Annotated in this window: 22 protein-coding genes; 20 read left to right on the top strand and 2 right to left on the bottom strand. The window is 42.1% G+C overall.

Annotated elements, in window-relative coordinates:
* Positions 1 to 15: 15 nt before the first annotated feature.
* From rsgA to AB4027_RS07535, 3 genes are read left to right on the top strand one after another with little or no spacing between them, the layout of a single operon-like run.
* A complete protein-coding gene (gene rsgA, locus AB4027_RS07545; RefSeq protein WP_368644891.1) occupies positions 16 to 930 on the top strand; it encodes a ribosome small subunit-dependent GTPase A in 915 nt (304 codons plus the stop codon).
* Positions 930 to 1,589: a ribulose-phosphate 3-epimerase gene (gene rpe, locus AB4027_RS07540; protein ID WP_368644890.1), complete on the top strand. Its 660-nt coding sequence runs from the start codon at positions 930 to 932 to the stop codon at positions 1,587 to 1,589. The genes rsgA and rpe overlap by 1 nt, the downstream gene beginning before the upstream one ends.
* On the top strand, positions 1,582 to 2,229 hold the full coding sequence (locus tag AB4027_RS07535) for a thiamine diphosphokinase (RefSeq protein ID WP_177165405.1): 648 nt from the start codon (positions 1,582 to 1,584) through the stop codon (positions 2,227 to 2,229). Before rpe ends, AB4027_RS07535 begins: the two co-directional genes overlap by 8 nt.
* 53 nt (positions 2,230 to 2,282) lie before the next feature.
* On the opposite strand, the gene rpmB is transcribed toward AB4027_RS07535, so the two are convergent.
* The gene (rpmB, locus tag AB4027_RS07530; RefSeq protein WP_091485920.1) at positions 2,283 to 2,471 is read right to left on the bottom strand and encodes a 50S ribosomal protein L28; all 189 of its coding nucleotides are present in this window, start codon (positions 2,469 to 2,471) and stop codon (positions 2,283 to 2,285) included.
* A 368-nt stretch (positions 2,472 to 2,839) separates the two neighbouring features.
* On the opposite strand from rpmB, the gene AB4027_RS07525 reads away from it, so the two are divergent.
* From AB4027_RS07525 to AB4027_RS07465, 13 genes are all read left to right on the top strand, one after another.
* Entirely contained in the window at positions 2,840 to 3,205 is a 366-nt protein-coding gene (locus AB4027_RS07525) for an Asp23/Gls24 family envelope stress response protein (protein ID WP_091485917.1), read from the top strand.
* 44 nt (positions 3,206 to 3,249) lie between these two features.
* Positions 3,250 to 4,920 carry a DAK2 domain-containing protein gene (locus AB4027_RS07520; protein WP_368644889.1) on the top strand — a complete coding sequence of 557 codons (1,671 nt, stop codon included), beginning with the start codon at positions 3,250 to 3,252 and terminating at the stop codon, positions 4,918 to 4,920.
* A 78-nt stretch (positions 4,921 to 4,998) separates the two neighbouring features.
* Complete coding sequence (gene recG / locus AB4027_RS07515; protein ID WP_368644888.1) at positions 4,999 to 7,038, top strand: ATP-dependent DNA helicase RecG; 2,040 nt, start codon at positions 4,999 to 5,001, stop codon at positions 7,036 to 7,038.
* Positions 7,039 to 7,061: 23 nt separating this feature from the next.
* Complete coding sequence (gene plsX, locus AB4027_RS07510) at positions 7,062 to 8,066, top strand: phosphate acyltransferase PlsX (RefSeq protein WP_368644887.1); 1,005 nt, start codon at positions 7,062 to 7,064, stop codon at positions 8,064 to 8,066.
* Positions 8,067 to 8,238: 172 nt separating this feature from the next.
* A complete protein-coding gene (acpP, locus tag AB4027_RS07505) occupies positions 8,239 to 8,478 on the top strand; it encodes an acyl carrier protein (protein ID WP_091485906.1) in 240 nt (79 codons plus the stop codon).
* 239 nt (positions 8,479 to 8,717) lie between these two features.
* Complete coding sequence (locus AB4027_RS07500; protein ID WP_091485904.1) at positions 8,718 to 9,722, top strand: ABC transporter ATP-binding protein; 1,005 nt, start codon at positions 8,718 to 8,720, stop codon at positions 9,720 to 9,722.
* Position 9,723: 1 nt separating this feature from the next.
* The gene (locus AB4027_RS07495) at positions 9,724 to 10,716 is read left to right on the top strand and encodes an ATP-binding cassette domain-containing protein (protein WP_368644886.1); all 993 of its coding nucleotides are present in this window, start codon (positions 9,724 to 9,726) and stop codon (positions 10,714 to 10,716) included.
* Between the two features lie 2 nt (positions 10,717 to 10,718).
* Positions 10,719 to 11,678 carry an ABC transporter permease gene (locus tag AB4027_RS07490; RefSeq protein WP_368644885.1) on the top strand — a complete coding sequence of 320 codons (960 nt, stop codon included), beginning with the start codon at positions 10,719 to 10,721 and terminating at the stop codon, positions 11,676 to 11,678.
* Positions 11,679 to 11,713: 35 nt separating this feature from the next.
* Positions 11,714 to 12,661, top strand: coding sequence for an ABC transporter permease (locus AB4027_RS07485; RefSeq protein WP_368644884.1), 948 nt, complete (start codon positions 11,714 to 11,716; stop codon positions 12,659 to 12,661).
* 18 nt (positions 12,662 to 12,679) lie between these two features.
* Positions 12,680 to 14,572 (top strand): oligopeptide ABC transporter substrate-binding protein, encoded by a 1,893-nt coding sequence (locus tag AB4027_RS07480; protein WP_368644883.1) that lies wholly within the window; start codon positions 12,680 to 12,682, stop codon positions 14,570 to 14,572.
* A gap of 190 nt (positions 14,573 to 14,762) precedes the next feature.
* The gene (locus AB4027_RS07475; protein ID WP_368644882.1) at positions 14,763 to 15,854 is read left to right on the top strand and encodes an ABC transporter permease; all 1,092 of its coding nucleotides are present in this window, start codon (positions 14,763 to 14,765) and stop codon (positions 15,852 to 15,854) included.
* A 9-nt stretch (positions 15,855 to 15,863) separates the two neighbouring features.
* On the top strand, positions 15,864 to 16,541 hold the full coding sequence (locus tag AB4027_RS07470) for an ABC transporter ATP-binding protein (protein WP_091485888.1): 678 nt from the start codon (positions 15,864 to 15,866) through the stop codon (positions 16,539 to 16,541).
* Between the two features lie 9 nt (positions 16,542 to 16,550).
* Positions 16,551 to 18,041: a phytoene desaturase family protein gene (locus AB4027_RS07465; RefSeq protein ID WP_368644881.1), complete on the top strand. Its 1,491-nt coding sequence runs from the start codon at positions 16,551 to 16,553 to the stop codon at positions 18,039 to 18,041.
* Between the two features lie 48 nt (positions 18,042 to 18,089).
* Here AB4027_RS07465 and AB4027_RS07460 read toward each other — a convergent pair whose 3' ends face one another.
* Complete coding sequence (locus AB4027_RS07460; RefSeq protein WP_368644880.1) at positions 18,090 to 18,902, bottom strand: Cof-type HAD-IIB family hydrolase; 813 nt, start codon at positions 18,900 to 18,902, stop codon at positions 18,090 to 18,092.
* A 182-nt stretch (positions 18,903 to 19,084) separates the two neighbouring features.
* Here AB4027_RS07460 and AB4027_RS07455 point away from each other — a divergent pair, with 182 nt between their 5' ends.
* From AB4027_RS07455 to pyk, 4 genes are all read left to right on the top strand, one after another.
* Positions 19,085 to 19,426: a metal-sulfur cluster assembly factor gene (locus AB4027_RS07455; RefSeq protein ID WP_091485880.1), complete on the top strand. Its 342-nt coding sequence runs from the start codon at positions 19,085 to 19,087 to the stop codon at positions 19,424 to 19,426.
* Between the two features lie 122 nt (positions 19,427 to 19,548).
* Positions 19,549 to 22,860, top strand: coding sequence for a DNA polymerase III subunit alpha (gene dnaE / locus AB4027_RS07450; protein ID WP_368644879.1), 3,312 nt, complete (start codon positions 19,549 to 19,551; stop codon positions 22,858 to 22,860).
* Positions 22,861 to 23,064: 204 nt separating this feature from the next.
* Positions 23,065 to 24,027, top strand: coding sequence for a 6-phosphofructokinase (gene pfkA / locus AB4027_RS07445; RefSeq protein WP_368644878.1), 963 nt, complete (start codon positions 23,065 to 23,067; stop codon positions 24,025 to 24,027).
* A gap of 73 nt (positions 24,028 to 24,100) precedes the next feature.
* On the top strand, positions 24,101 to 25,858 hold the full coding sequence (gene pyk, locus AB4027_RS07440) for a pyruvate kinase (RefSeq protein WP_368644877.1): 1,758 nt from the start codon (positions 24,101 to 24,103) through the stop codon (positions 25,856 to 25,858).
* Positions 25,859 to 25,956: the final 98 nt, after the last annotated feature.

The raw sequence follows: 25,956 nt of genomic DNA, 5'->3' as shown, positions 1-25,956 counted from the left end.
AAAGGATGTGAGAGCGTGAATAAAGGCCAGATCATAAAAGCGTTAAGCGGGTTTTACTATATCAAAACAGCAGAAGGTACAGTCTATCAGACACGCGCACGGGGGATTTTTCGAAAGAAAAAGATCACACCTCTAGTTGGTGATTATGTCGAATTCAGTTTTGGAACCGAACAGGAAGGTAGTCTGGAAACCATTCTTCCGAGAAAAAACGAACTGGAAAGACCATCAGTGTCCAATATTGATTTGGGGATCATTGTGATGTCCATAAGTGATCCTGATTTCTCAACGTCTCTATTAGATCGATTCCTGGTTTCGGTTGAATATAAAGACATTCAACCGCTCATCTATGTAACAAAAACAGACATTGCCAGCGAAGCAGAGTATAATAGGGTCAAGACCATCTGTAAAGATTATGAAAAAATCGGTTATGCAGTCATCTTGCCTGAACAGTGCAAGACTATGGAGCCGGAAGATATCAAAGAAAGCCTGCAACCTTATGTAGAAGATAAAACGGTCGTCTTTATAGGACAGTCTGGAGCAGGGAAATCCACGCTGCTGAACAAGATAGACCCGCAGTTGAATATCAAAACCGCCGGCACATCAAAATCTCTGGGCAGAGGGCGCCATACGACCCGCCACGTGGAGCTGATCCCTGTGATGGGAAGTCTGATCGCGGATACACCGGGGTTCAGTGCTATTCAGTTTGATGACATCACAGAGCAGGAACTGAGCGAATGTTTTCCTGAAATTTGGGAAAAGGGCAAAGACTGCCGATTCAGCAGCTGTATTCACCAGAATGAACCGGATTGTGCAGTGAAAGCTGCTGTAGAAGAAGGAGAAATCGCAAATCATAGATATAAGAATTATTTACAGGTATTAGAAGAGATTCAAAACAGAAAACCACGTTATGGAAAGAAAGGGGAAAAATAATGAAAATCGCACCTTCGATATTAAGTGCTGACTTTGCAAATCTAAAAGATGACATCCTCACGGCTCAGGAAGGGGGAGCTGACTGGATCCATGTCGATTCGATGGATGGTCATTTTGTTCCTAACCTGACTTTTGGCGCCAATGTAGTGAAGGCTATCCGGCCTCATACCAGCTTGCCGATCGATTGTCACTTGATGGTGGAAAATCCGGGGAATTTTGTCGAGGATTTCGCTCAGGCTGGAGCAGATTATATATCGATCCAGTACGAAAGCACAGCCCATGTCAATCTTGCACTTCAGCTGATCAAGAGTTTTGATGTCAAAGCCGGCATCGTTATTAACCCTTCTACCCCAGTCAGTTTGCTGGAAGATGTTCTTTCTATGGTAGACATGGTCCTTGTTATGACCGTGAACCCAGGATTCGGTGGCCAGTCGTTTATTCCGGAAACATTGAACAAAATCAGAAAACTCGATCAGATGAGAACAGAGAATGACTATCACTTTCTTATTGAAGTCGACGGCGGGATCAATCCTGAGACTATAAAAGAATGTGCCGAAGCAGGCGCGAATGTTTTTGTGGCAGGTTCTTACGTATTCAATTCTGATGATCCTGGGGAACGCATCGAAGCCTTGAAAAATGCGGTGAGGGATAGTGCCTAAGACGGCTCACATCGTTCTTGGAGCACCGGCAGAACAAGCGGTGTTCCCTGAACCCAGGCAGGGAGATAGCGTGATAGGAGTGGACAGAGGCGCGTTTGAGTGCCTGTCCAGGGATATCGGCGTCACTATAGCGGTTGGGGATTTTGATTCCGTGACACCTGAAGAAAAAGCGGCTCTTCGGTCATCAGCGGAATCCTTCCATGAATTTGATTCCGATAAAGATGATACAGATGCCGAAATTGCCTTAAAGATCGCTGTTAATGATGAAACAGTAAGTGACATCAGGATCTATAACTGGTCTGGCGGTCGACTGGATCATCTGTTGAGTATTTTCTATATGGTCTATCAGCCGAGGTTCAAAAAAGCGATCGGCCGGATGACGTTATACAATAAAACAAACACGATCACGTTTTATCCACCGGGAAGTCATACGCTCGTGAAGGACACAGCCCGGCAATACTTATCCTTCATTGGCATGACGCCGATCGAAGAGCTGACGCTTAGAGGTGTCAAATATCCTCTTGATAAAGAGTCTTATTCCTATCCAAGAGCGCTGGTCAGTAATGAATTTCTGGAGAAGGAATGCCGGTTTTCATTCAGCACAGGTCTGCTGGCCGTGATCCAAAGCGGTGATAAATAAAAAGAACGGATATCTAAAGGAATTGTTCCCTTGATATCCGTTCTTTTTCGTTTTTAAACGCGTTCAACTTTACCTGATTTCAAAGCGCGAGCTGAAACCCAAACTTTTTGAGGTTTACCATCAACCATAATACGAACTTTTTGTAAGTTCGCACCGAAGGTACGTTTAGATTTGTTATTAGCGTGAGAGCGATTATTTCCGCTTCTAGCTTTACGTCCAGTTACAAAACATTCTTTAGCCATTCTTTTTCTCCTCCTTCGTGCCTAGCTCAAATAAATAAAGCTAACTCATACTTATATAAAATATCATAATTATGCGTATGAAGCAAGTGGTTTTTAAAAAAAGAATCAAGTGTTTTACCTTTACAGAGGCCGGGTAAGTAGACGGAAAACAACTTTTTATACATTAAACTGGAATACTCCCTACAAAATCTAACCATTACAGTGTATACTAGGTAGAGTGTGTACTACACAAAACTTTTGGATGCATAAGCAAACAGGCATAGAGACACCATCTTTTTTTATCAGGTGCAGTATGCTAAAATATGTTTGAATATCAGAGGAAATTAACAATGTAAAAAAAATCTTGTAAACCGAAAGGAGATTGCAATATGAGCGTTCAAATGAATACAGAATACGGGAACATAGAAATGGCCAGTGATGTGATATCCACTGTAGTTGGTGGTGCTGCAACGGAGATTTTCGGAATCGTAGGAATGGCGAGCCGCAATCAAGTACGTGATGGTATCAATGAGATCCTGAATAGAGACAATTATTCCAAAGGTGTCGTTGTAAGACAGGAAGACAAAGATATAGCGGTAGACGTTTATATCATTGTCAGTTATGGTACGAAAATCACGGAAGTATCTAAAAATGTACAGGAAAGAGTTGGATATCAGCTTGAACATGATCTGGGCATCAAAGCCAGTTCTGTCAATGTGTTCGTCCAAGGCGTCAGAGTTCAAAACGATTTTTAAGCCAACGTCACATGTGTTGAGTGACAAAGGAGGATAATGAAAAAGTGGATGTAAATAGTTTGAAAGCAAAGAAATTTAAAGAAATGGTGGCTCTCGGGAGACAGCGCCTGGATGAACACACAGAATATGTTAACTCGCTGAATGTCTTTCCTGTGCCGGATGGCGATACGGGAACGAATATGAACCTCTCATTTACGAGTGGAGCCAATGCGGTAAAGGAATCTTCAAGTGAAAAAATGGGAGAAATCACCCAGTCCTTAGCTAAAGGTCTATTGATGGGGGCACGCGGAAATTCAGGTGTTATCCTTTCTCAGTTATTTAGAGGGTTTTCAAAAGCTCTGGAAGGAAAAGAAGAAGTAAATGCGTCAGATCTTGCTCAGGCCTTTCAGGCAGGTGTGGATACAGCGTATAACGCTGTCATGAAACCTGTTGAAGGGACGATCTTGACGGTGGCTAGACAATCGGCAAAAGCCGGTATCCAGAAAGCTGAAGAAACAGACGATGTGATCGTTCTGATGGAAACAGTTCTTGAAGCCGCAAAACGTTCATTGAAGAAGACCCCAGATCTCTTGCCCATACTGAAAGAAGTGGGCGTCGTGGATAGTGGCGGTCAAGGTCTTGTCTATATATATGAAGGGTTCCTGTCATCACTGACGGGTGAAAAACCATCCGAAGATGCAGAGCCGAATCTCGATGAATTAGTACGCGCCGAACACCACAGAAGCGGTGTACACGAGCATGTAAATACTGAAGATATCACGTATGGCTACTGTACAGAGATCATGGTGCACATTGGCGAAGGTGAAACGGTCGAAAAAGAATTCGATTATGAAGAATTCCGTAATTATCTGAATGAACTGGGCGATTCCCTGCTGGTCGTAGCAGATGACGAAATCATTAAAGTGCATGTGCATACAGAACGTCCGGGAGAAGTCATGAATTATGGGCAGAAGTTCGGTTCGTTAATGAAAATCAAAGTCGATAACATGCGTGAACAGCATTCTGCTTTGTCCGGAGATGAACTCGAGGGATCAGAAGCAAAACCAGCAAAAGAAGAAAAAGACTTTGCGGTCGTCGCGATCGCTCCCGGCGAAGGACTGAAGGAACTGTTCGAAAGTCTGGGTGTCGATTATGTTCTGCAGGGTGGACAGACGATGAATCCAAGTACTGAAGATATCGTCAAGGCAATGGAAAGTGTTCCTGCCAGACAGTATATCATCCTTCCCAACAATAAAAATATCTTTATGGCTGCTGAACAGGCTACGGACGTCATTGAAGCCGAAGCTGCCGTTGTTCCTACACGCACCATCCAGCAGGGACTGACAGCCATGCTGGGGTATAACCCGGGACAGGACCTTGAAGCGAATAAATCAGCCATGTCTGATGAAATCGAGATGGTCAAATCCGGTCAGGTGACGTTTGCGGTCAGAGATACTGAGTTGAATGGATTGACTATCAAAAAAGATGATTACATGGGAATCATTGATGGAGATATCAAAGTAACGGCTCCCGAACTCTTTGAAGTCACTTTAGAGACAGTTAGAGCGATGCTGGACGACGAAAGCGAAATCGTGACTGTGCTGATAGGCGAAGAAGGTTCTGAGGAAGACGCGGAAAAATTAGCTGAAATCCTGGAAGATGAATTTTCTGATATCGAAGTGGAGATCCATCAGGGTGGACAGCCGGTCTATCCTTATCTTATTTCTGTAGAATAAAAGGAGACAAATAGAGAAACGACTTGAACGTCCGTTGTTTTCTCTATTTTTCTTTATTTAAAAAGAAAGGAGGAGCCTATGACTCTGTCGATGGAAGATTCGGTTGCACGTTTGAGCGGAGTCGGAGAAAAAAGAGTGGAAGCGTTGAATGAGCTGGGAATAATCACAATCCTCGATCTGCTGACCTATTATCCTTTCCGCTTTGAAGATCTGACAGCTAAAGCGATCGAAGAGATCGAAGACAATGAAAAAGTCGTTCTGGAAGGAACAGCAATATCGGAAGGAACAGTTTCTTATTTTGGCAGAAAAAGAAACAGGCTGACTTTCCGGATGAACTGTGATCATGTCATCGTCTCGGTCACCTTCTTCAATCAGCCTTATCTTAAAAAGCAGATCGAAGCGGGGAAGGAAATCAAGGTCTTCGGTAAATGGGATGGGCATAGAAAGCAGCTGAGCGGAATCAAGATCCTTTCTTCCGACTCTGCGAATGACCAGGAAGCTATCTATCATTCCTCGAAAAAAATCAGACAGTCTACGATCTTTAAATTGATCGAAAAGGCCTGGGAAATTTACAAGGACATCATACCGGAAGATATGCCCAAGCCCCTTCGCCGGCAGCACAACCTCCTGTCACGCAGAGAAATGATCTATCACATGCATTTTCCTTCTGACAGTAGAGAGCTGGAGGAGGCCAGATATTCTGTTATCTTCCGGGAGTTCTTCATTTATCAGTTAAGGATGGCCTGGATAAAACGACAGACTAAACTAGCACAGAACGGGCTGACGATCGATTATGATGTCAGACAGTTGAAGGCATTTTTTGATACACTCCCATATGAGCTGACCCAGGCTCAAAAGCGGGTCGTGAATGAAGTGTGCAAAGATTTGAAAATACCAGGACAGATGTTCAGACTCCTCCAGGGAGATGTAGGGAGCGGGAAAACGGTTGTTGCAGCTTCAGCCATACTGGCAGCCAAGACAGCAGGGAAACAGTCAGCCTTGATGGCACCGACAGAAATCCTCGCGACCCAGCACAAACAGTCACTGGATGAGATGTTTAAAAAAACGGCAATCAATGTGGAACTGCTGACTGGATCGACCAAACGCAAAGAACGGGAGAAGATTTTAGAAAGGTTGAGAACAGGTGATATCGATTGTATCATCGGTACACATGCTCTGATCCAGGAAGATGTCGTGTTTCACTCGCTGGCTTTAGTGATCACGGATGAACAGCACCGGTTTGGGGTCAACCAGCGCAGAACACTTAGAGAAAAAGGCTTGAACCCTGATGTGCTGTTTATGACAGCCACGCCGATTCCCCGAACCCTTTCCATTACCGCATATGGGGAAATGGATGTCTCGGTCATCGATGAGATGCCTCTTGGAAGGAAGCCGATCTCGACTTACTGGATCAGACCGAAGCACTTTGACCGGATGACCGGTTTTTTGAAGAAAGAGCTGGCAAAAGGACATCAGGTTTATGTCATCAGTCCACTGATCGAAGAGTCGGAAATGATGGATCTGGAAAATGTCACAGCCCTTTACCATACGTATCAGGAGATCCTTGGCGAGTCATTTAACGTGGGCCTTCTCCATGGGAAAATGTCTGCTGCAGAAAAAGAAGCGACCATGGACGAGTTTCAGCGTAATGCTATCCAAGTGCTTGTGTCCACAACAGTTATTGAAGTAGGTGTCAACGTCCCGAATGCGACGCTGATGATCATTCATGATGCCGACCGCTTTGGACTGGCCCAGCTTCATCAGCTGAGAGGACGCGTCGGACGAGGGGAGCAGGAATCCTACTGTATTCTGATCGCGGATCCCAAAGGTGAAAAAGGGGCAGAACGGATGCAGATCATTACCGAAACCTCAGACGGCTTTGCCTTGAGTCAGCGGGATCTGGAAATGCGCGGACCGGGTAATATTTTCGGCAAAAAACAATCGGGTCTCCCTGAATTTAAAGTGGCGGATATCGTTGAAGATTTCAGTATACTTGAAGAAGCCAGGATGTCAGCCCAGCAGTTGATCCAATCTTCAGAGTTTTTCCAGAACACTGAGTTTGAACCGCTGAGAACCAGTCTGGGTATCACTGGAGAAAACGAAATGATACTGGACTAGAATATATCGAGGAGGAAAATAATATGAGAATAGCCGTAGATGCGATGGGTGGAGACAATGCCCCATCAGAAATCGTAAAAGGGTGTGTAAAGGCCGCCCGTGAATTTAGTGATGTCACGCTGGTATTATATGGAAAAGAAGACCTTATCCGTAAAGAATTGGATGAGTCACTGACCAATATAGAGATCGTGCATACGGATGAGAAAATATTAAGTGAGGATGATCCTGTCCGTTCGATCAGAAGAAAAAAAGAGGCGTCTATGGTCAAAGCCGCTTTATCAGTGAAAAACGGTGAAAACCATGCGCTGTTCTCAGCTGGGAACACAGGTGCACTTCTGGCAGCCGGGACATTGCTGATCGGGAGGATGAAAGGCGTCGACCGCCCTGGACTTTTAGCCACTTTCCCGTCGCTTTCTGACAAGCGATCTGTCTTTCACATGATAGATGTAGGAGCTAATGCTGATTCCAAGCCCGTGAATATCGATCAGTATGCAACTTTAGGTTCACAGTATGCCAGATTTGTCCATGGCATCGAATCCCCGACTGTCGGTCTATTGAATAATGGCACAGAAGAAAACAAAGGGAGCATGCTGACCAAAGAAGCGTATCAGTTATTAGAAAATAATAAGGATATTAATTTTGTTGGTAATGTCGAAGCCAGAGAACTCCTGAATGGTGTCGCCGATGTCATCGTGACAGATGGCTTTACCGGCAATGCTGTATTGAAGACGATCGAAGGGACCGCCATGTCTATGATGACTGTTCTGAAAAATTCCATTTATAATAATGGGATAAAGTCTAAAGTCGGCGGACTACTGCTTAAAGACAGTCTGAAAGGCATGAAAGACTTACTGGATTATTCAAAATACGGTGGAGCGGTTCTTTTCGGTGTCAAAGCCCCGGTCATCAAAACACACGGGTCCGCTACATCTGAGCCAGTTTATCATACGATCCGTCAAATCAGAGAGATGCTGGATTCTAAGCTTCTGGAAGAATTGATTGGTCACTTTGAACAGAATGAAGAGTGAAAGCGGCTCAGACCCTTCGTCAGTTATGAAGAAAAATATATTTTTCCCAAAAAAGATGGAAATTGAAAAAAGAATGCGCTACAATTACAATTGTGCATTAAATGATAATTTGATAACAGGCTTATGAAAAAAAAGTAACAGATCACTATTACTCTTCAAAGGAGCGAAAAAAATGACAGAACAAGAAGTTTTTGAAAAAGTACAAGCAATCATCGTTGAACGATTAGGTGTAGATGAAGATAAAATTTCTAGAGATACAACCTTTAAAGACGATTTAGGTGCCGACTCTCTGGATGTAGTTGAACTCGTTATGGAGATGGAAGATACATTTGGCAGAGAGATTTCTGATGAAGATGCAGAACAAATCACAACAGTTGGGAAAGCAGTCGATTACATATATTCAAACCTATAATATTTAGTTGAACAAAATTTGACTATTATAATATAATGAGAAATAAATGATAATAAAATGCTTGAATTTTAAACCAATTGTTATAAAATGAGAAATAAGCATTGATATGCTAATAAATACAGTGTATAATTCAATTTATATTATTAAGCTTTTGATTAGAAAAGAATGAAAGTTTGGTAATCTTCTTTCGGGGAGTTATAAATCACTTTTCGTAGAAGGAAAGCATAGGAGGTTAAGTAGTGGCCGTCGAACGTAGTTTGTTAGAGGTTAACAACTTAGAGACAGGGTTTCGTTTTGGTGATGTGTATCATAACGCAGTAGATGGTGTTTCATTAACATTAGAGAACAATGAAATACTTGCTATCGTAGGAGAATCCGGATGTGGGAAATCCACACTGGCTACATCCATTATGGGACTGCATGATCCAAAGAATACCGAAATCAAGGGAGAAGTTATCTATAAAGATTTAAACCTTCTTGATTTGAACGAAAAGTTGTATAACCGTATCAGAGGAAATGACATTGGAATGATTTTCCAGGATCCGCTTGGCTCATTGAATCCATTAATGACCATATATAATCAAATTTCGGAATCACTTGAATATCATTCAGATTTAAATGAACAGCAGAGAAAAGATAGAGTATTAGAATTACTCAATCAGGTCGGCATTCCAAGACCTGAACAAATCATGAAAAATTATCCGCATGAATTATCTGGCGGGATGAGACAAAGAGTAGTCATTGCCATTGCTCTCGCGAACAAGCCCCCAGTCATTATTGCAGATGAACCGACAACAGCCTTGGATGTTACGATTCAAGCTCAGATCCTTGACTTGATGGTCGATATCCAGGATGAAACAGGCTCTGGAATCATCCTGATCACCCATGACTTAGGTGTTGTTGCAGAAACAGCAGACAGAGTAGCAGTAATGTATGCGGGACAAATCGTGGAAGAAGCACCAGTTGAAGAACTGTTTGCCAATCCTAAACATCCATACACACGTTCACTCTTGAATTCCATTCCACACGAACTGGAAGATGACGATGATGAATTGCATGTCATTCATGGCACAGTGCCTTCATTACAGAAATTACCAAGAAAAGGGTGCCGATTCGCTCCGCGTATTCCGTGGATACCAGAAGAAGCACACGAAGAAAATCCAGTCTTGCATGAAATCAGTCCCAACCACAAAGTGAGATGTACGTGCTGGAAACATTTCCACTTTGAAGGGGAGGATAAATAATATGGCTTTCTTAGAAGTTCAGGATCTAAAAGTGCACTACCCGATCCGTGGAGGGGTGCTTAACACGATCCAAGATTATGTCAAAGCGGTCGATGGTGTCAACTTATCCATTGAAAGCGGAAAAACATACGGTCTAGTTGGTGAATCCGGTTCAGGAAAAACAACGATCGGTAAAACGATCATCGGACTGGAAAAAGCAACAGCCGGCAAGATCATATATGAAGGTGAAAACGTAACAAATAAAGCGCGCAGCCGAAAGAAAAAATACGCCAATTACAACAAAGACGTTCAGATGATTTTTCAGGATTCCACCTCATCTATGAACCCTAAAAAGCGTATTATCGATGTCATGGCTGAACCCATGCGCAATTACTTTGATTACACTCCGGATGAAATCAAGAGAAGAGTCGCAGACTTACTTGAAATCGTCGGGATGAATGCAGAAGCGATGTATAAATATCCTCATGAATTCTCAGGAGGACAGAGACAGAGGATCGGTGTTGCCCGAGCGGTAGCGAGTGATCCAAAACTAATCATTGCAGATGAACCGACTTCAGCACTTGACCTGTCAGTACAAGCTCAGGTACTTAACTTTATGAGACGTATCCAGAAAGAATACGGATTGAGTTACCTCTTTATTTCACACGATTTAGGTGTGGTTCAGCACATGTCTGATGATATAGCGATCATGCATAGAGGACGTTTTGTTGAGCAGGGATCTAAAGAGGCTATTTATAACAATCCTCAACATATCTACACGAAACGATTATTATCAGCCATTCCCGATATGGATCCAAAAACACGGGATGCGCATAAAGTCGAAAGACAGCGTGTGGAAGCAGAATATGATGCACAGGAAACAGAGTACTACGATCCTAAGGGACGTGTTTACGACCTTCAACGATTTGACGAAGATCATTTTGTGGCTTTGAAACCTGAAGAACCTAACGCATCTCTGCAAAATGAGAAAGTCAACACAGGAGGGGGAAATTAATCATGTGGAAAACAATTATCAGGCGTGTACTCTTAATGATTCCTCAAATCCTGATCCTGAGTATCCTCATCTTTATTATTGCTGACTTCATGCCAGGAGATCCTTTTACTGGACTGATCGATCCCAACTTGGATCCGGCTCAGCTGGAAATAATGAGAGAGAGATATGGTCTGAATGATCCGCTTCCGGTTAAATATGTGAGATGGATGACTAATGCCTTTCAGGGCGACTTTGGACGAAGCTTCAATTATCAGCAGCCTGTTACCGCGGTTATTGCCGGGCGTATAGGCAATACAATACGATTGTCCTTACTATCAGTTATTTTAACTTACCTGATCGGTCTACCATTAGGCATCTTGGCTGGACGATTCAATGAGTCTGTTTTGGATAAAACGATTCTTGTCTATAACTTTGTCAGTTTCGCTGTTCCGATTTTCGTTTTAGCTTTACTTATGGTTTGGATCTTCGGTTACAACCTGAACTGGTTCCCGGCTCGAGGAAGTATCGACATCAATGCTGATACACAATGGGAGATATGGACGAGTCAGTTTTATCACCTCTTACTTCCATCGATAACGACCGCTATTTTAGGAACGACTTCGATCATCCAATATTTGAGAAGTGAGATCATCGATGCGAAAGTTTCTGACTATGTAAAAACAGCACGCTCAAAAGGTGTGCCGATACAGAAAGTGTATACGAAACATATCTTCAGAAATGCTTCACTTCCGATTGCATCAGGATTCGGTTTTACTATTGTAAGTTTATTTACAGGATCGATTTTCATCGAACAGATCTTTACGTACCGTGGGATGGGATATTTATTCCTCCAATCAATCAATACGAGAGATTACAGCGTCATTTTTGTTCTAGTCTTGTTCTATGGGTTCCTGGCATTAATAGGAACGCTTCTATCTGACTTGATTCTTATGGCTGTAGATCCGCGTATCCGCATTGATTAATCTGATATTTTTGTAGAAAGGAATGAATATGTCTTATGGCAACAAAAAAAGATGCAGAAGCTGCGGTTTTATCTGATGATATGGCTGCATCTGCCCCACCGATGGGTATGAAAGTAATTGCTCGAGAGTTTATGAGAGATAAACTGGCTTTAGTTTCACTGATCTTGCTGATCGTGATTTTAGCGACAGTCTTTATCTGGTCATTCATAGTTGATCAGGATGTCGTACAAACCGTAAGTTTATGGGATTCTTATTTACCGCCGATGTCAATGAGTGAAGATCCTCTTTATGAAGGAACAAGATATATACTGGGTACAGATTCGGCAGGACGAGACATTTTCGGCTTACTGCTTATAGGAGCACGTAACTCACTGCTCTTGGGCTGGACAGTTACCGTTGTAACGAGTGCCATTGGTATCGTTGTCGGCATCCTGGCCGCTTACTATGCAGGTATGGTGGATAACATCATCATGCGTATAATCGATTTCATCATGATCTTACCTCAATTAATGATCATTATTATCTTTGTAACGATCGTTCCAAACTACAACGTCGTTACATTTGCAGCAATACTGATACTCTTTAACTGGCATGGACAGGCTCGATTTATTCGTGGGCGTGCACTGACTGTTGGACGTCTGGATTTCATCAGCGCTTCTAAAACAATGGGTACACCGTCACTTGTCATTATGCTTCGCGAAATGATGCCTAATATAAGTTCACTGATCATTGTCAACCTGACACTGAACTTTGCAGGCAGTATCGGCTTAGAAACAGGGTTATCCTATCTTGGATTCGGTTTACCGACCGGTACACCAAGTTTAGGGACGTTAGTTTCCTATGCCACTAATCCAGATATTCTGGAAAATAAAGCTTGGGTTTGGTTACCAGCTTCAACCTTGATACTCGTGTTGGTGCTGTGTATAAACTACGTCGGTCGCGCGCTACAACGTGCAGCAGACGCTAAACAAAGATTAGGATAAGAGAAGGGGAGAAAAATTATGTCAAACAAGAAAAGATATAGCATGCTTGCAAGTACAGCAGCTGTTGCATTTATTTTAGCAGCTTGTGGTAATGGGGATACCGAAGATACAACAGAAGAAACTGGAAATGGCACGGACACTTCAGAAGAAGTTGAAGAAGGTTCTGATGAAGAAGCTTCTGCCGGGGACGAAGTACAACCGGTCGAATTCGACACACGTGTTGAAAACGAAGGGGAAGCCATTGAAGGTGGAACATTAAGTGTTGGTTATGTATCTGATTCACCATTTACAGGGATCTTCAGTACAGAACTTTACACAGGTAATCCAGACGCTATCGTTATGGGTTACATGATGGGTACTTTACTAGGTTACGATGAAAACTATCAAATCGATGATTCAGGTGCAGCGACATTTGAATTGGATCAAGAAACGAATACCGTAACAATGACTGTTAAAGATGATGTTTTATGGCATGACGGTGAACCAGTTAAAGCTGGAGACATCGCCTTTGCACACGAAATCATTGGTCACCCGGACTACACTGGTGTACGTTACAGTGGAGATCTGGCTAATATCGTCGGTATGGAAGACTTCAAGAACGGTGAAGCTGACAGTATTGCCGGGATCACTGTGGTAGATGATAAAACAATAGAAATCGAATACCAAACCGTTGGTGTTCAAATGCTTCAAGCTGGTGGTGGCGTATGGGGTTATGCTGCACCTCGTCACTATCTGGAAGATATTCCCGTTGCTGAACTGGAATCTGCTCCTGAGATCCGCGAAAACCCAATCGGGTTCGGACCATTCATGGTGGACAATATCGTCCCTGGTGAATCAGTATCTTATACTGCTTTCGAAGATTACTACCGTGGTGCACCAAGACTTGACCGTATCGAATTAGAAACTGTTCCGACTACAACAGCTGTTGCAGCTATGGAAAATGCATCATATGATGTATTTGTAGGTATGCCTACCGATCAGTTCGAAAACTATGAAAATATCCCTGGTTACACGAACTTAGGTGTCGACGATACAGCCTACACTTATATCGGTTTCAAACTGGGTGAATGGCAGGAAGCTGAAACAGACGAAGACGGAAACATTACAGAACCAGCTCAGAACGTTTATAATCCGGATGCTAAAATGGCAGACAAGAGCTTACGTCAGGCCATGGCTTACGCTATCGACAATGATGCTGTTGGCTCACGTTTCTACCAGGGCTTGCGTCGTCGTGCTAATTCTCCGATCATCCCTAACTTCTCAGATTACTATGCTGAAGATCTAGAAGGCTATCCATTCGACCAGGAACGTGCAAACGAACTCCTTGACGAAGCTGGATATGTAGATACTAATGGTGATGATTTCCGTGAAACACCTGAAGGCGAAGAGTTAGTTATCAACTTTGCATCTATGTCTGGTGGAGAAGTTGCTGAACCGATCGTTGAGTACTACATGCAGTCATGGGAACGTGTCGGCTTGAATGTTCAACTTCTTGATGGCCGTCTACATGAATTCAACTCATTCTATGACCGTGTTGAAGCAGACGATCCAGATATCGATATCTATCAAGGAGCATGGGGAACAGGATTTGACCCAACTCCAGAAGGCTTATATGGCCGTTTCGCACCATTCAACTACACGCGTTGGGCTACAGAAGAAAACGATGAGTTTATGGAAGCAATGACAAGTACCGAAGGCTTCGATATCGACTGGCGTGCAGAACAGTTCCAGGAATGGCAGGAATACTTCATGGAAGAATTACCAGTTATTCCTACATTGTTCCGTAAAGCTGTAACACCTGTCAACAATCGTGTTGGTGCTTACGACATCACTGTTGGTGAAAATCCAGATACTGAAGGTGTAGGTCTACACACGCTTTACCTGATCAGTGAAGACCGCGCAACTGAATAACTTCTAGCAGTTGTTCAAGACAAGAATCACTATCTGAATATTCTGAAAAACCACCTGGACTATTTTTCAGGTGGTTTTTTGGTATTAAATATTTGAAGTTATTTTATAATTAATGTAATATAAGATGTAGATTTCGTGTTTTTTTCACAAAAAACTTCGAATTAAAACTAAAGAATGATGAGGGTTACATATGTTTTTAGCATGGCGAGAAATAAAGTATTCAAAAACACGTTTTGCATTGATTATAGGCGTGGTTATTTTAATTGCTTATCTGGTTTTCTTTTTGACCGGACTGGCATACGGTTTAGCTCAGGAAAACCGTATGAGTATCGACAAGTGGGATTCTGACGGCATCGTGCTGGCAGATGAATCTAATTTAAATATCAATATGTCGATGTTTCCAAAGGAACAGATCGACGACATCGAAGCATCTGAGAAAGCGTCTCTGGGTGTCGCATCCAGTGTGGTGCAGCCAGCGGATGAGAGTGACGAAGAAAGTAAGATAAATGTCACGTTTTTCGGTATCGATAAAGAAGAATTCATTTTCCCGGAAGTCGTTGAAGGGGAAGAATTTGAAAGCAACAGGGAAGTTATTGCAGATATAAGCTTGAGAGAAGAAGAAGGTATCGAGATCGGAGATGAATTGTCATTAGCCGGAATGGATCTTACTGTCGAGATCGTTGGCTTTACTGAGAATGCGAAGTTCAGTGTCGGTCCTGTTCTTTACACAAACCATCCAACATATCAGGAAATAAGAGCGAGCGGCTTTGGTGAAAGAGAAGAAGAAATTATCAGTGCCATAGTGGTCCGCAGTGATTCAGAAGAACTGGCTGATGTCGAGACAAACAGCGAAGACCTGAATGTCTACTCTACAAGCGAGTTCATTTCTAACTTGCCCGGCTACACAGCTCAGGTATTGACGTTTGGATTAATGATCGGCTTTTTAGTTCTGATAGCAGCCATGATCATCGGGATCTTCATTTACGTTCTTACTTTACAGAAATCATCCATGCTTGGGGTAATGAAAGCCCAGGGGATATCATCCAGCTATATTGCTAAATCTGTAATAGGTCAGACGTTCCTGCTTTCCTTTATAGGTGTATTCACAGGCTTGGGATTGACCCTGCTTACTGGATTACTTTTACCGGCAGCTGTACCGTATCAGAACAACTTTATCTTTTTAGCTTCGATTACAAGCTTGCTGATAATAGTAGCTGTGGCGGGAGCCTTTTTCTCAGTTAGAACGGTAGTTAATATAGATCCACTAGAAGCGATAGATTAGGAGATTGTTATGAAGCTGATTGAATTGAAAGATGTAAAGAAAACCTTCCAGGATGGGAGAAAAACGATCGAAGCATTAAAACCGACAAATTTCTCAGTAGAAGAGGGAGAATTTGTTGCAGTCATCGGGCCAAGTGGATCGGGGAAAAGCACCTTTCTTACGATCATTGGAGGCTTGCAGACACCAACTGAAGGAAATGTTTTTATCAGAGAAGACAAATTCAGTGAGTTAGATGAAAAAGAACGGGCAAAAAAAAGGTTCGATGAAATAGGATTTATCCTGCAGGCATCTAATCTCATCCCCTTTCTGACGGTTAAAGATCAGTTGAAGTTAGTCAATAAGATAGAAAAATCAAAACTCGATGAAGATAAAGTACAAAATTTGTTATCCGAACTAGGGATCGATCATTTAATGGATAAATACCCAAGTGATCTCTCGGGTGGCGAAAAACAGCGTGCGGCGATCGCCCGGGCGATGTATCACAATCCTGCCGTCATACTGGCTGATGAACCGACAGCCAGTTTGGATACCGATCGTGCGTTTGAAGTGGTGGAAATACTGGCTCGAGAAACAAAGAAGGAGAAGAAAGCGACTATCATGGTCACTCATGATGAACGGTTGACCGATTATTGTGATGCCGTTTATACAATGAAAGATGGCGTATTAACAAAAAATCAGAAAAAGTAGGCGATATAAATGGCAAAAACAGTAAGTGTTATTGGGGCCGGTGTGGCCGGTCTGGCAAGTGCTATCCGTTTACAGAATCAAGGTTATGACGTAACGCTATACGAAAAAGAAGCCTTGCCGGGCGGAAAAATGAATCAGATAAAAAAGGACGGCTTTACGTTCGATTTGGGTCCGAGTATCGTCATGATGCCGGAAATTTATAATGAAGTATTTGAGGTGGCCGGACGCGACCCCAAGGACTACATACCGATGACACGACTTGATCCTATGTATTCTGCTTATTTCGAAGACGAGCGTATCGATGTATCCAATGATTTGGTTAAGTTGATCGACCATTTAGAAGGGATAAGCGATGAGGATGCGGTCGGTTTCCTTGCTTATCTGAAAGATATATATGAACGATTCATCATTGCTAAAAAGTATTTTATCCAGCGTCCATTCAGGAATGCGAGCGATTTTTATAACCCATTCATGATCCGACAAGCAATGAAACTGAAGACCTTTGACAGTGCCAACCATTCGATTGGTAAATTCGTGAAAGACAAACGTCTGCAGCAGATTTTAAGCTTTCAGACACTCTATATCGGTATATCGCCCTCAAACGGACCTTCCCTGTATACCATCATTCCTATGATCGAATACCTGTATGGTATCTGGTTCATTAAAGGCGGAATGCATACGATGGCAAGTTCAATGGAACGTCTGTTTTTAGAATTGGGCGGCACAGTGAACTACAATACACCGGTAGACGAAATCGTTATCGAAAATAAAAGGGCAACAGGCATCAAAGTCAACGGTGAAAAAATACTTTCTGACTATGTCATGTGTAACGCCGATTTTCCTTACGCAATGAAAAATCTGGTGAAAGATAAAAAGGCAAAAGGCAAGTATACAGATAAAAAAATAGATGAGATGAAGTATTCATGTTCTTGCTTTGTCATGTATCTTGGTATGAACAAAAAATATGATGATGTGGAAAACGTTCATAGTTTTATCTTCTCTCAGGAACTGGACCAGAACCTGGAAGATATTTTCGAAGGGAAACTGCTGGAGAAGGCCTCATTTTATGTGTACATCGCTTCGAAGATGGACGAAGATCTGGCACCTGAAAATAAAGACGGTATCTATGTACTGCTGCCTGTTTCGGATCTGGCCACGGCGAATTACGAATGGACAGAAGAAACGAAAGCTTATTACCGTGATCAAGTACTGTCCAAGCTTAAAACCATTGAGGGTTTCGAAACGGTCGAAGAAGACATCATATCTGAAAGTTATATGACGCCAGTCGACTTTGAACAGAAATACAATGCCTACAATGGAGCGACCTTTGGATTAAGACCGACCTTGACTCAAAGCAACCACTTCAGACCCCAGGCTAAAGCCAAACATACAGAGAACCTTTATTTCACTGGAAGCAGCACGCATCCTGGAGCAGGGGTACCGATCGTTCTGACTTCTGCCAAAATTGCCACAGACGAATTGATCAAAGACGATAAATAGAATATTAAAAAGGAGGACAGAGCCGAAGCTCTGTCCTCCTTTTATGGACTATAATTTAAAATAGTTTTCTAAATACTCAGCCAGTCCATCTTCGTGGTTAGAATGTCTGGTAATATCATTACTTATTGACTGTAGACGTTCAGAACCATTTGACATAACGACTCCGTGTCCGGCGTACTGGATCATTTCATAATCATTTTCCTGATCACCAAAGGCCAGTATGTCCTCACGGGCGAAATGATAGTATCTGGCTATGCGTTCCAATCCCATGGCTTTCTGTACACCTGCAGCTACGACTTCAAGACATGGCGTATTACCGCCCCACATACGGACCTCTACCGAATTTTTGTAAGTATCGATGATTTTCTGCTCGATTTCCGGCTGGAAATTTCGGGTAGTGGTAAATACGCCGACAGAAGTGGGATCTTCCAGCAGGATCTCCGGTCTTAGTTGTCTGCTCATATGGATCCCTTCAGGAAAGAAGTCAGGATAAGGAACATATTGTCCTTCGATATAAATGGCTGTCTGGGATTCAGCTGCTATAAGTTGAACTTCGGGATTATCCTTAAGAGACAGCATGGACAAAGCAAGGTCTTTGCTTAGTGTCTTATGGTAACCATGATCCCAGGATTTCTGTGAAGGATTATGTAACCAGGCCCCATTGAAATTCACGATCGGCGTATCCAGTTCAAGCTGCTTGTAGTAATAATAACTGTTCCTATAAGGCCTTCCTGTAACGATAGAAACGATATGGCCATCTTTTCTTAGTCGCTGTATTGTCTGTAACGTCCTGTTTGATATTTCAGACTGGTCGTTAAGGGTCGTACCATCCAAATCCAGGGCAATTAATTTTCTTTGCATATTATATCATCCTTTTAGTTCATCGCTTTTCAGTATCTTTATCAGTATAGCAAAGCTGCATGAAAATGTATAATAGTAATTATAAAGGAAAGCTACTCCTGATTTGATTAAAAAAGTCAGACATATGTATGAATTCTCAAGCATGAATATGGTAAAATATAGGAGTGTAAGGAGGAAATTTCATGACTGAAAAGAAATCAGTATGGACTGAAGAAGAAATTGAAGATATAAAAAAACGCATAATGGAAGCCATGGAGCAGGTTATTGACCCGGAACTCGGAATCGATATCGTTAATTTAGGCTTAGTGTATGAAGTGAATGTATTTAACGGCGGTTATTGCGAAATAAAAATCACACTGACCACTATGGGCTGTCCACTAGCTGATGTCATAACTGGAGATATTCTAAACGCTATGAAAAACATACCGGAAGTAACAGAAACTGATGTTAAATTAGTATGGTATCCGGCTTGGGATACCTCCAGAATGAGTCGCTATGCACGTATTGCTTTAGGAATCAGATAATCCATACTCTCAGTAAAGTCCAGGAATCGTTTTTTTATTCCTTAGGCTTTAATGAGAGTTTTTTACTGTTATAATAAAAGATGAAACCTGCCGATAAAGGAAAATGTAAAGAGGTGAAACCATTGTTGAACTACATACCCTTGAATATAATAAGTGCTTATTCTTTACTGGAAAGCACAGTTACTGTCAAACAGCTGGTGTCCAGGGCCAAAGAGCTCGGATACAGCACGATCGCACTAACGGATAATGAAGTCTTGCATGGGGCAGTTGAATTCTATCAGGAAGCAAAAAAACAGGATGTTAAGCCGATCATTGGTATAACGGTCGATATATACGAGAACGAGGGGACAGAAAAAGGTTTATCTGCTGTTTTACTTGCTGAAAATGACGAAGGATATCAGAACCTTCTGTCCTTATCCAGTAAAATAAAAGTCGATCACGTAAGAGTTACAGCCGATATATTGAAGGCTCATGCCAGTCATTTAACGGCCATCGTTGCTTTTCAAAGTTTAAATGAACTTCTTTCTGATAAAGATGCCCGTCTGAGGGAACGTTTAGAAAGAATCAGAAGAGAGATCAGTCATACTTATTTAGGGGTGGCCTATAACGGAAAAAATAATGATGACGTAAAGAATATTATTAAATTTGCTGAAGAAATCGCTATGCCTACTGTGGTCAGTGAACCTGTCAAGTCACTGGAAGCAAAAGACTCCCTGTCGTTGAAGGTTCTGAATGCAATAAAAAATCAGACTACGCTGGATTCTGATGAGCATCAGGATGAACTTCCTTTCTTTTTTTTAAAGCAGCCGAAAAATATAGTTGACAAATACACGCAGATCGGTTTAAATGACGCATTGACCAACTCAGTGAGGATTGCTGATTCGATAAATCTGGAGTTGAGCTGGGAGAGTGTCCTTCCTCAGTTTGATACACCAGATGGAAAAAAATCATCCCATTACCTTAGGGAAATAGTCTATTCTCATTTAGAGGATAAATTACCTGGACATTCTGAAGTATATGACCATCGAATCCAGAAAGAACTCGATGTGATCATCAAAATGGGATTTGCTGATTATTTTCTGATCGTCTGGGATCTGATGAAGTATGCACACGGCAAGGGAATCGTTACAGGAGCGGGAAGAGGATCGGCAGCCGGTTCACTGGTATCCTATGTACTGAACATAACAGATGTGGACCCTGTTGCGTACGATCTGCTTTTTGACCGTTTTCTTAACGAAGAAAGATATACCATGCCCGATATCGATTTAGATTTTCCTGATGATAAGCGGGATAGTATATTAAACTATGTCTTAAATAAATATGGGAAAGAACATGTTGCCCAAATCGCCACGTTCGGAACATTTGCTGCCAAAATGGCTGTCCGGGATACTGCCCGAGTGTTTGGTTTTTCAGCTGTCGAACTCAAAAAGTGGTCTGATGCTATACCGAGTTCTCTGGGGATAACTTTAAGAAAAGCCTATAAAGAGTCGGGAGAACTTCGAAAACTAGTCAATGAGAATGATAAAAACAAAGCACTATTTAAAACAGCATTAAGTTTAGAGGGCTTACCTAGACATGTATCTACGCATGCAGCAGGCGTCGTCATTTCCAGAGATCCTCTTGTTAAAACGTCCCCTCTGCTGGAAGGGAATGGTGCGATGCCGCTCACTCAATTTACAATGAATGATGTCGAAGCTGTCGGGTTACTTAAAATGGACTTCTTAGGTCTTAAAAATCTGTCCATCTTAGCCGATTGTCTCAATAATGTGAGGGAATTAAGAGGGGGTGTCAGAGAGAAACTGGCAGCCATTCCACTCGATGACCAGAAGACCATGGATTTATTCAGAAATGGCGATACAAATGGTATTTTTCAATTTGAATCGAGAGGCATACGGAATGTCCTGAGAAAACTTCAGCCGACAACTTTTGAGGATATAGTGGCGGTCAATGCACTGTATAGACCAGGTCCCATGGAACAAATCGATGTGTATATCCGAAGAAAAAATAAAGAGGAAGATATCGCGTATATTCATGAGGATCTTAAAGAAATCCTGGAAGTGACGAATGGGGTTATGGTCTATCAGGAACAGGTCATGAAAGTAGCCTCTAAAATAGCGGGCTATAGTTTGTCGGAAGCCGATATTTTGAGACGAGCGATATCTAAAAAAATAAAATCGGAGATAGATGCAGGGCGCAAACAGTTTGTTGCAGGGGCCAAATGTAAAGGGTACAGCCCAGATGTTGCTGCTCGTATATATGAACACATCGAGCGTTTTGCTGACTATGGCTTTAACCGATCGCATGCCGTGTCTTATTCTAAACTTGCTTTTCAGCTTGCTTATTTTAAAGCAAATCATCCGGCCGCTTTTTTCGTTTCGCTTATGCGTGCCTCGGCAAACAATAAAGATAAATTAAGTGCTTATCTATTGGAGGCAAAACAGAGACATATCGAACTTGTCCATCCTGATATCAATAAAAGTGATGAGAATTTCAAAGTTGAGAATGGCAAGATCTGCTTCGGCTTCAACTCGATCAAAGGTATGCGAAAAGATTTTGTGCATCACATTCTGTTCGTGAGAAGAAAAAAGGGAAAGTTCAAGGACTTGCTATCTTTCATAAATAGTATCGATGAAAGATGGAGAAAAGAACAACTCATTCTGCCTCTCATATATGCAGGAAGTTTTGACAAGTTGGAGTACAACCGGCGTACATTGGTCGACTCATTGGAATCGATGCTGAATAGTGTGAATATGAGTAGCGGGAATATCGAGCTGTTCGAATCGCTCGCGCCAAAAATACATGAAAAACAGGAATACAGTTTGGAAGAACGTCTGAAACAGGAATTTGAAGTCACAGGTTTTTATCTCTCGGGGCATCCAGCGGATAAATTTATGGATATGAGAGATAACAGACAAATCATCTATATAACTGATTCTATTCAGAATAAAGTGCAGACATATATTGTCTCTGTTCAGGGAATCAAGAAAATACAAACAAAAAGAGGCGAACCCATGGCCTTTTTAGAAGTGACTGATGCCTCTGGAGAAGCGACATGCGTTTTGTTTCCAGATGTATATAGAAGATACTCAAAAGTGCTTGAAAAAAACAGTATATTCTTAGTGAAAGGCAAAGCTGAATTTAAAAAAAATAAGTGGAACGTGCTCGTGTCACAGATGCAGGATCCTGGATCCATTACTAAAGCCGTTCAAAAGTATTTATATTTAAGATTTGAAGACCTGAAAGAACAAAGAGAAGTATTTAATGAAATTTTAGAAATATTGGAAAAAGATCAAGGGGATACAGAAGTTATTATTTATGATCAGTCGCTGGACAAAAAAGAAAAACTGAAAGCAAAATATAAGGTGGATAGCCATACAACAAGTGTTAACTCGATTGCAGAAATTTTGGGTGAAAAGAATGTGATTTTAAAATAATTATAAAATTTTCGCTGTATATCTGTATTTTATAAGACAATTAGACAAAAAAGTGATAAGATAAGAGATGGATGAAATAAAAATGATGATTTTGAAGTTTCTTGAGTGGAGAGAGAGTTTTCTTTACTCAAGGTGTTTTACATATCTTTACCGGATTGTCCGGTGAGTGTGGAAAGAAAAATTGCATTGAAGGTGGATATAAAGATGAAAAGAATTGGAGTTCTTACAAGTGGAGGAGACGCTCCGGGAATGAATGCTGCTATTCGGGCAGTTGTCCGAAAAGCACTTCATGAAGGTATGGAAGTTTACGGTGTTAATTATGGTTTTGCCGGACTTGTAGCTGGAGACATTAGAAAACTGACCAGAAGAGATGTAGGTGATATGATCCAGCGTGGAGGAACATTCCTTTATTCCGCGCGTTATCCTCAATTTGCTACAGAAGAAGGACAATTAAAAGGTATCGAACAACTTAAACGCTTTGGGATAGAAGGGTTAGTTGTCATCGGTGGAGACGGATCATATAGAGGTGCTTACGCACTGACTAAACACGGGTACCCTTGTGTCGGCGTGCCTGGAACGATCGATAATGACATTCCTGGAACGGACTATACAATAGGTTTCGATACGACGATCAACACAGTGCTTGAGGCACTTGACAGAATCAGAGATACAGCCACGTCTCATATCCGTACGTTCGTTATTGAAGTAATGGGAAGAGATGCGGGAGATATCGCTTTATGGTCAGGCGTAGCCAGTGGTGCTGAGCAGATCATTATTCCTGAAAAGGAATTTGATATCACCGAAGTTGCGGAAACGATCCGCGTCGGTCGAGAAAAAGGTAAAAAGCATTCGATCATCGTACTGGCCGAAGGCGTTATGGACGGTCAGGAGTTTGCTGAGAAACTGGATGCGATCGATAATTTCCATGTCAGAGTAACTGTTTTAGGACACGTACAAAGGGGTGGTTCTCCTACAGCAAGAGATAGAGTTCTGGCTTCTCAGTTCGGTGCTAAAGCTGTCGAGGCCCTTAAAGACGGACATGGCGGCGTATGCATAGGGTTGGATAAAGAAGAATATGTAGTCAGAGATATCGTAGATACCTTAGACAATATGAAGCATAAACCAAACCTGGACCTGTATAAGCTGAATGAGGAAATCTCAAACTGATCAGCGCTATACTTGTTTAGAACTTTAAATCATCATTACTATTTAAAAAATATAAATATAGGAGAGTTAACGTATGAAAAAAACAAAAATCGTTTGTACCATAGGTCCGGCTAGTGAATCATTAGATACACTGGTAAAGTTAATCGAATCAGGAATGAACGTTGCACGCTTGAACTTCTCTCACGGAGATCACGCAGAGCACTTAGCCCGTATTGAAAATATCCGCAAAGCTTCTGAAAAAACGGGTAAAATGGTCGGTATCATGTTGGATACCAAAGGTCCTGAAATCAGAACGCATAACATGAAAGACGGCGCGATCACTTTGACAAAAGGAGATACAGTACGTATTTCTATGTCAGAAGTTGAAGGAACAAAAGAAAAATTCTCCGTCACTTATACGGACTTGATCAATGATGTAACACCTGGCTCAAGCATTCTTCTTGACGACGGTCTGATCAACCTGCAAGTGACAGATATTGAACACGATAAAGGTGAAATCGTGACTGTAGCCCAGAATACAGGTGTTCTGAAAAACAAAAAAGGTGTAAACGTACCTGGCGTTTCAGTTAACTTACCTGGTCTGACAGAAAAAGACCGTTCAGATATTCAGTTTGGTTTAGACAACAATGTTGATTATATCGCTGCTTCATTTGTAAGACGTCCGTCAGATGTATTGGAAATCACTGAAATTCTGGAAAAACAAGACAAAATGCATGTTCAGATCATTCCTAAAATCGAGAACCAGGAAGGTGTAGACAACCTTGAAGAAATCCTGGCTATTGCTGACGGATTGATGGTTGCCCGTGGTGACTTAGGCGTGGAAATCCCAACAGAGGACGTGCCGATCGTTCAGAAACGCATGATTTCTCTATGTAATAATGCCGGCAAACCGGTCATTACTGCTACTCAAATGCTGGACTCCATGCAGGTCAACCCTCGCCCGACAAGAGCAGAAGCATCAGACGTCGCTAACGCTATCTTTGACGGAACAGATGCGATCATGCTTTCTGGTGAAACAGCTGCCGGAGACTACCCTGTTGAGTCAGTACAGACCATGTACAACATTGCTATACGTACTGAATCGTCACTGGTCAACCAGGACGCCTTTGCTCTTAAAGCGTATGACCGAAACGACATGACAGAAGCGATCGGTCAAGCTGTCGGACATACAGCAAAAAATCTGAATATCCATACGATCGTTGCAGCGACTGAATCCGGACACACTGCACGTATGATTTCTAAGTTCAGACCAAAAGCTGATATTTTAGCCGTAACATTCAGCGAAGAAACAGCAAGAGGTTTGGCTCTGCAGTGGGGCGTTCAACCGACTGTTTCAGAAAAACCTACATCAACTGATGATATGTTCAACTTGGCCACTCAAACAACAGTTGAAAAAGGCTTTGCTAAAGAAGGCGATCTGATCATTATTACAGCCGGCGTACCTGTTGGAGAACGCGGAACTACGAATGTCATGAAGATCCAATTGATCGGATCAAAACTGACAAGCGGCCAAGGTGTCGGTTCTGAATCAGTTATCGGTAAAGCGATCGTGGCTGAAACAGCTGACGAAGCGATCGAACGTGCAATCGAAGGCGGCATTTTAGTCGTGAAGAGCACAGATAAGGATTACCTGCCGGCAATCGAGAAATCTGCTGCTATCGTAGTAGAACAAGGCGGACTGACTTCACATGCAGCCGTGATCGGTATTGCTATGGGTATCCCAGTTATCGTTTCTGCTGAAAATGCAACAGAATTGATCGAACAGGATGAATTGATCACTGTCGATGCTCGTCGTGGTATTATCTACCGTGGCGCAACTACAGCAATTTAATCCACCGATTAAACTAGAAAAATAAGTTATAAATGAGACAATGGTTGATAGAATTCGTAGGATTGATGTTCTTGAGCATCTTCGAAATGACATTCAAT

This window comes from Alkalibacterium putridalgicola (genome assembly GCF_040959045.1).
Classification (GTDB): Bacteria; Bacillota; Bacilli; order Lactobacillales; family Carnobacteriaceae_A; genus Alkalibacterium; species Alkalibacterium putridalgicola.
Note: the sequence above shows the minus strand (reverse complement) of the source record. Positions and strands in the feature narration are given on the sequence as shown.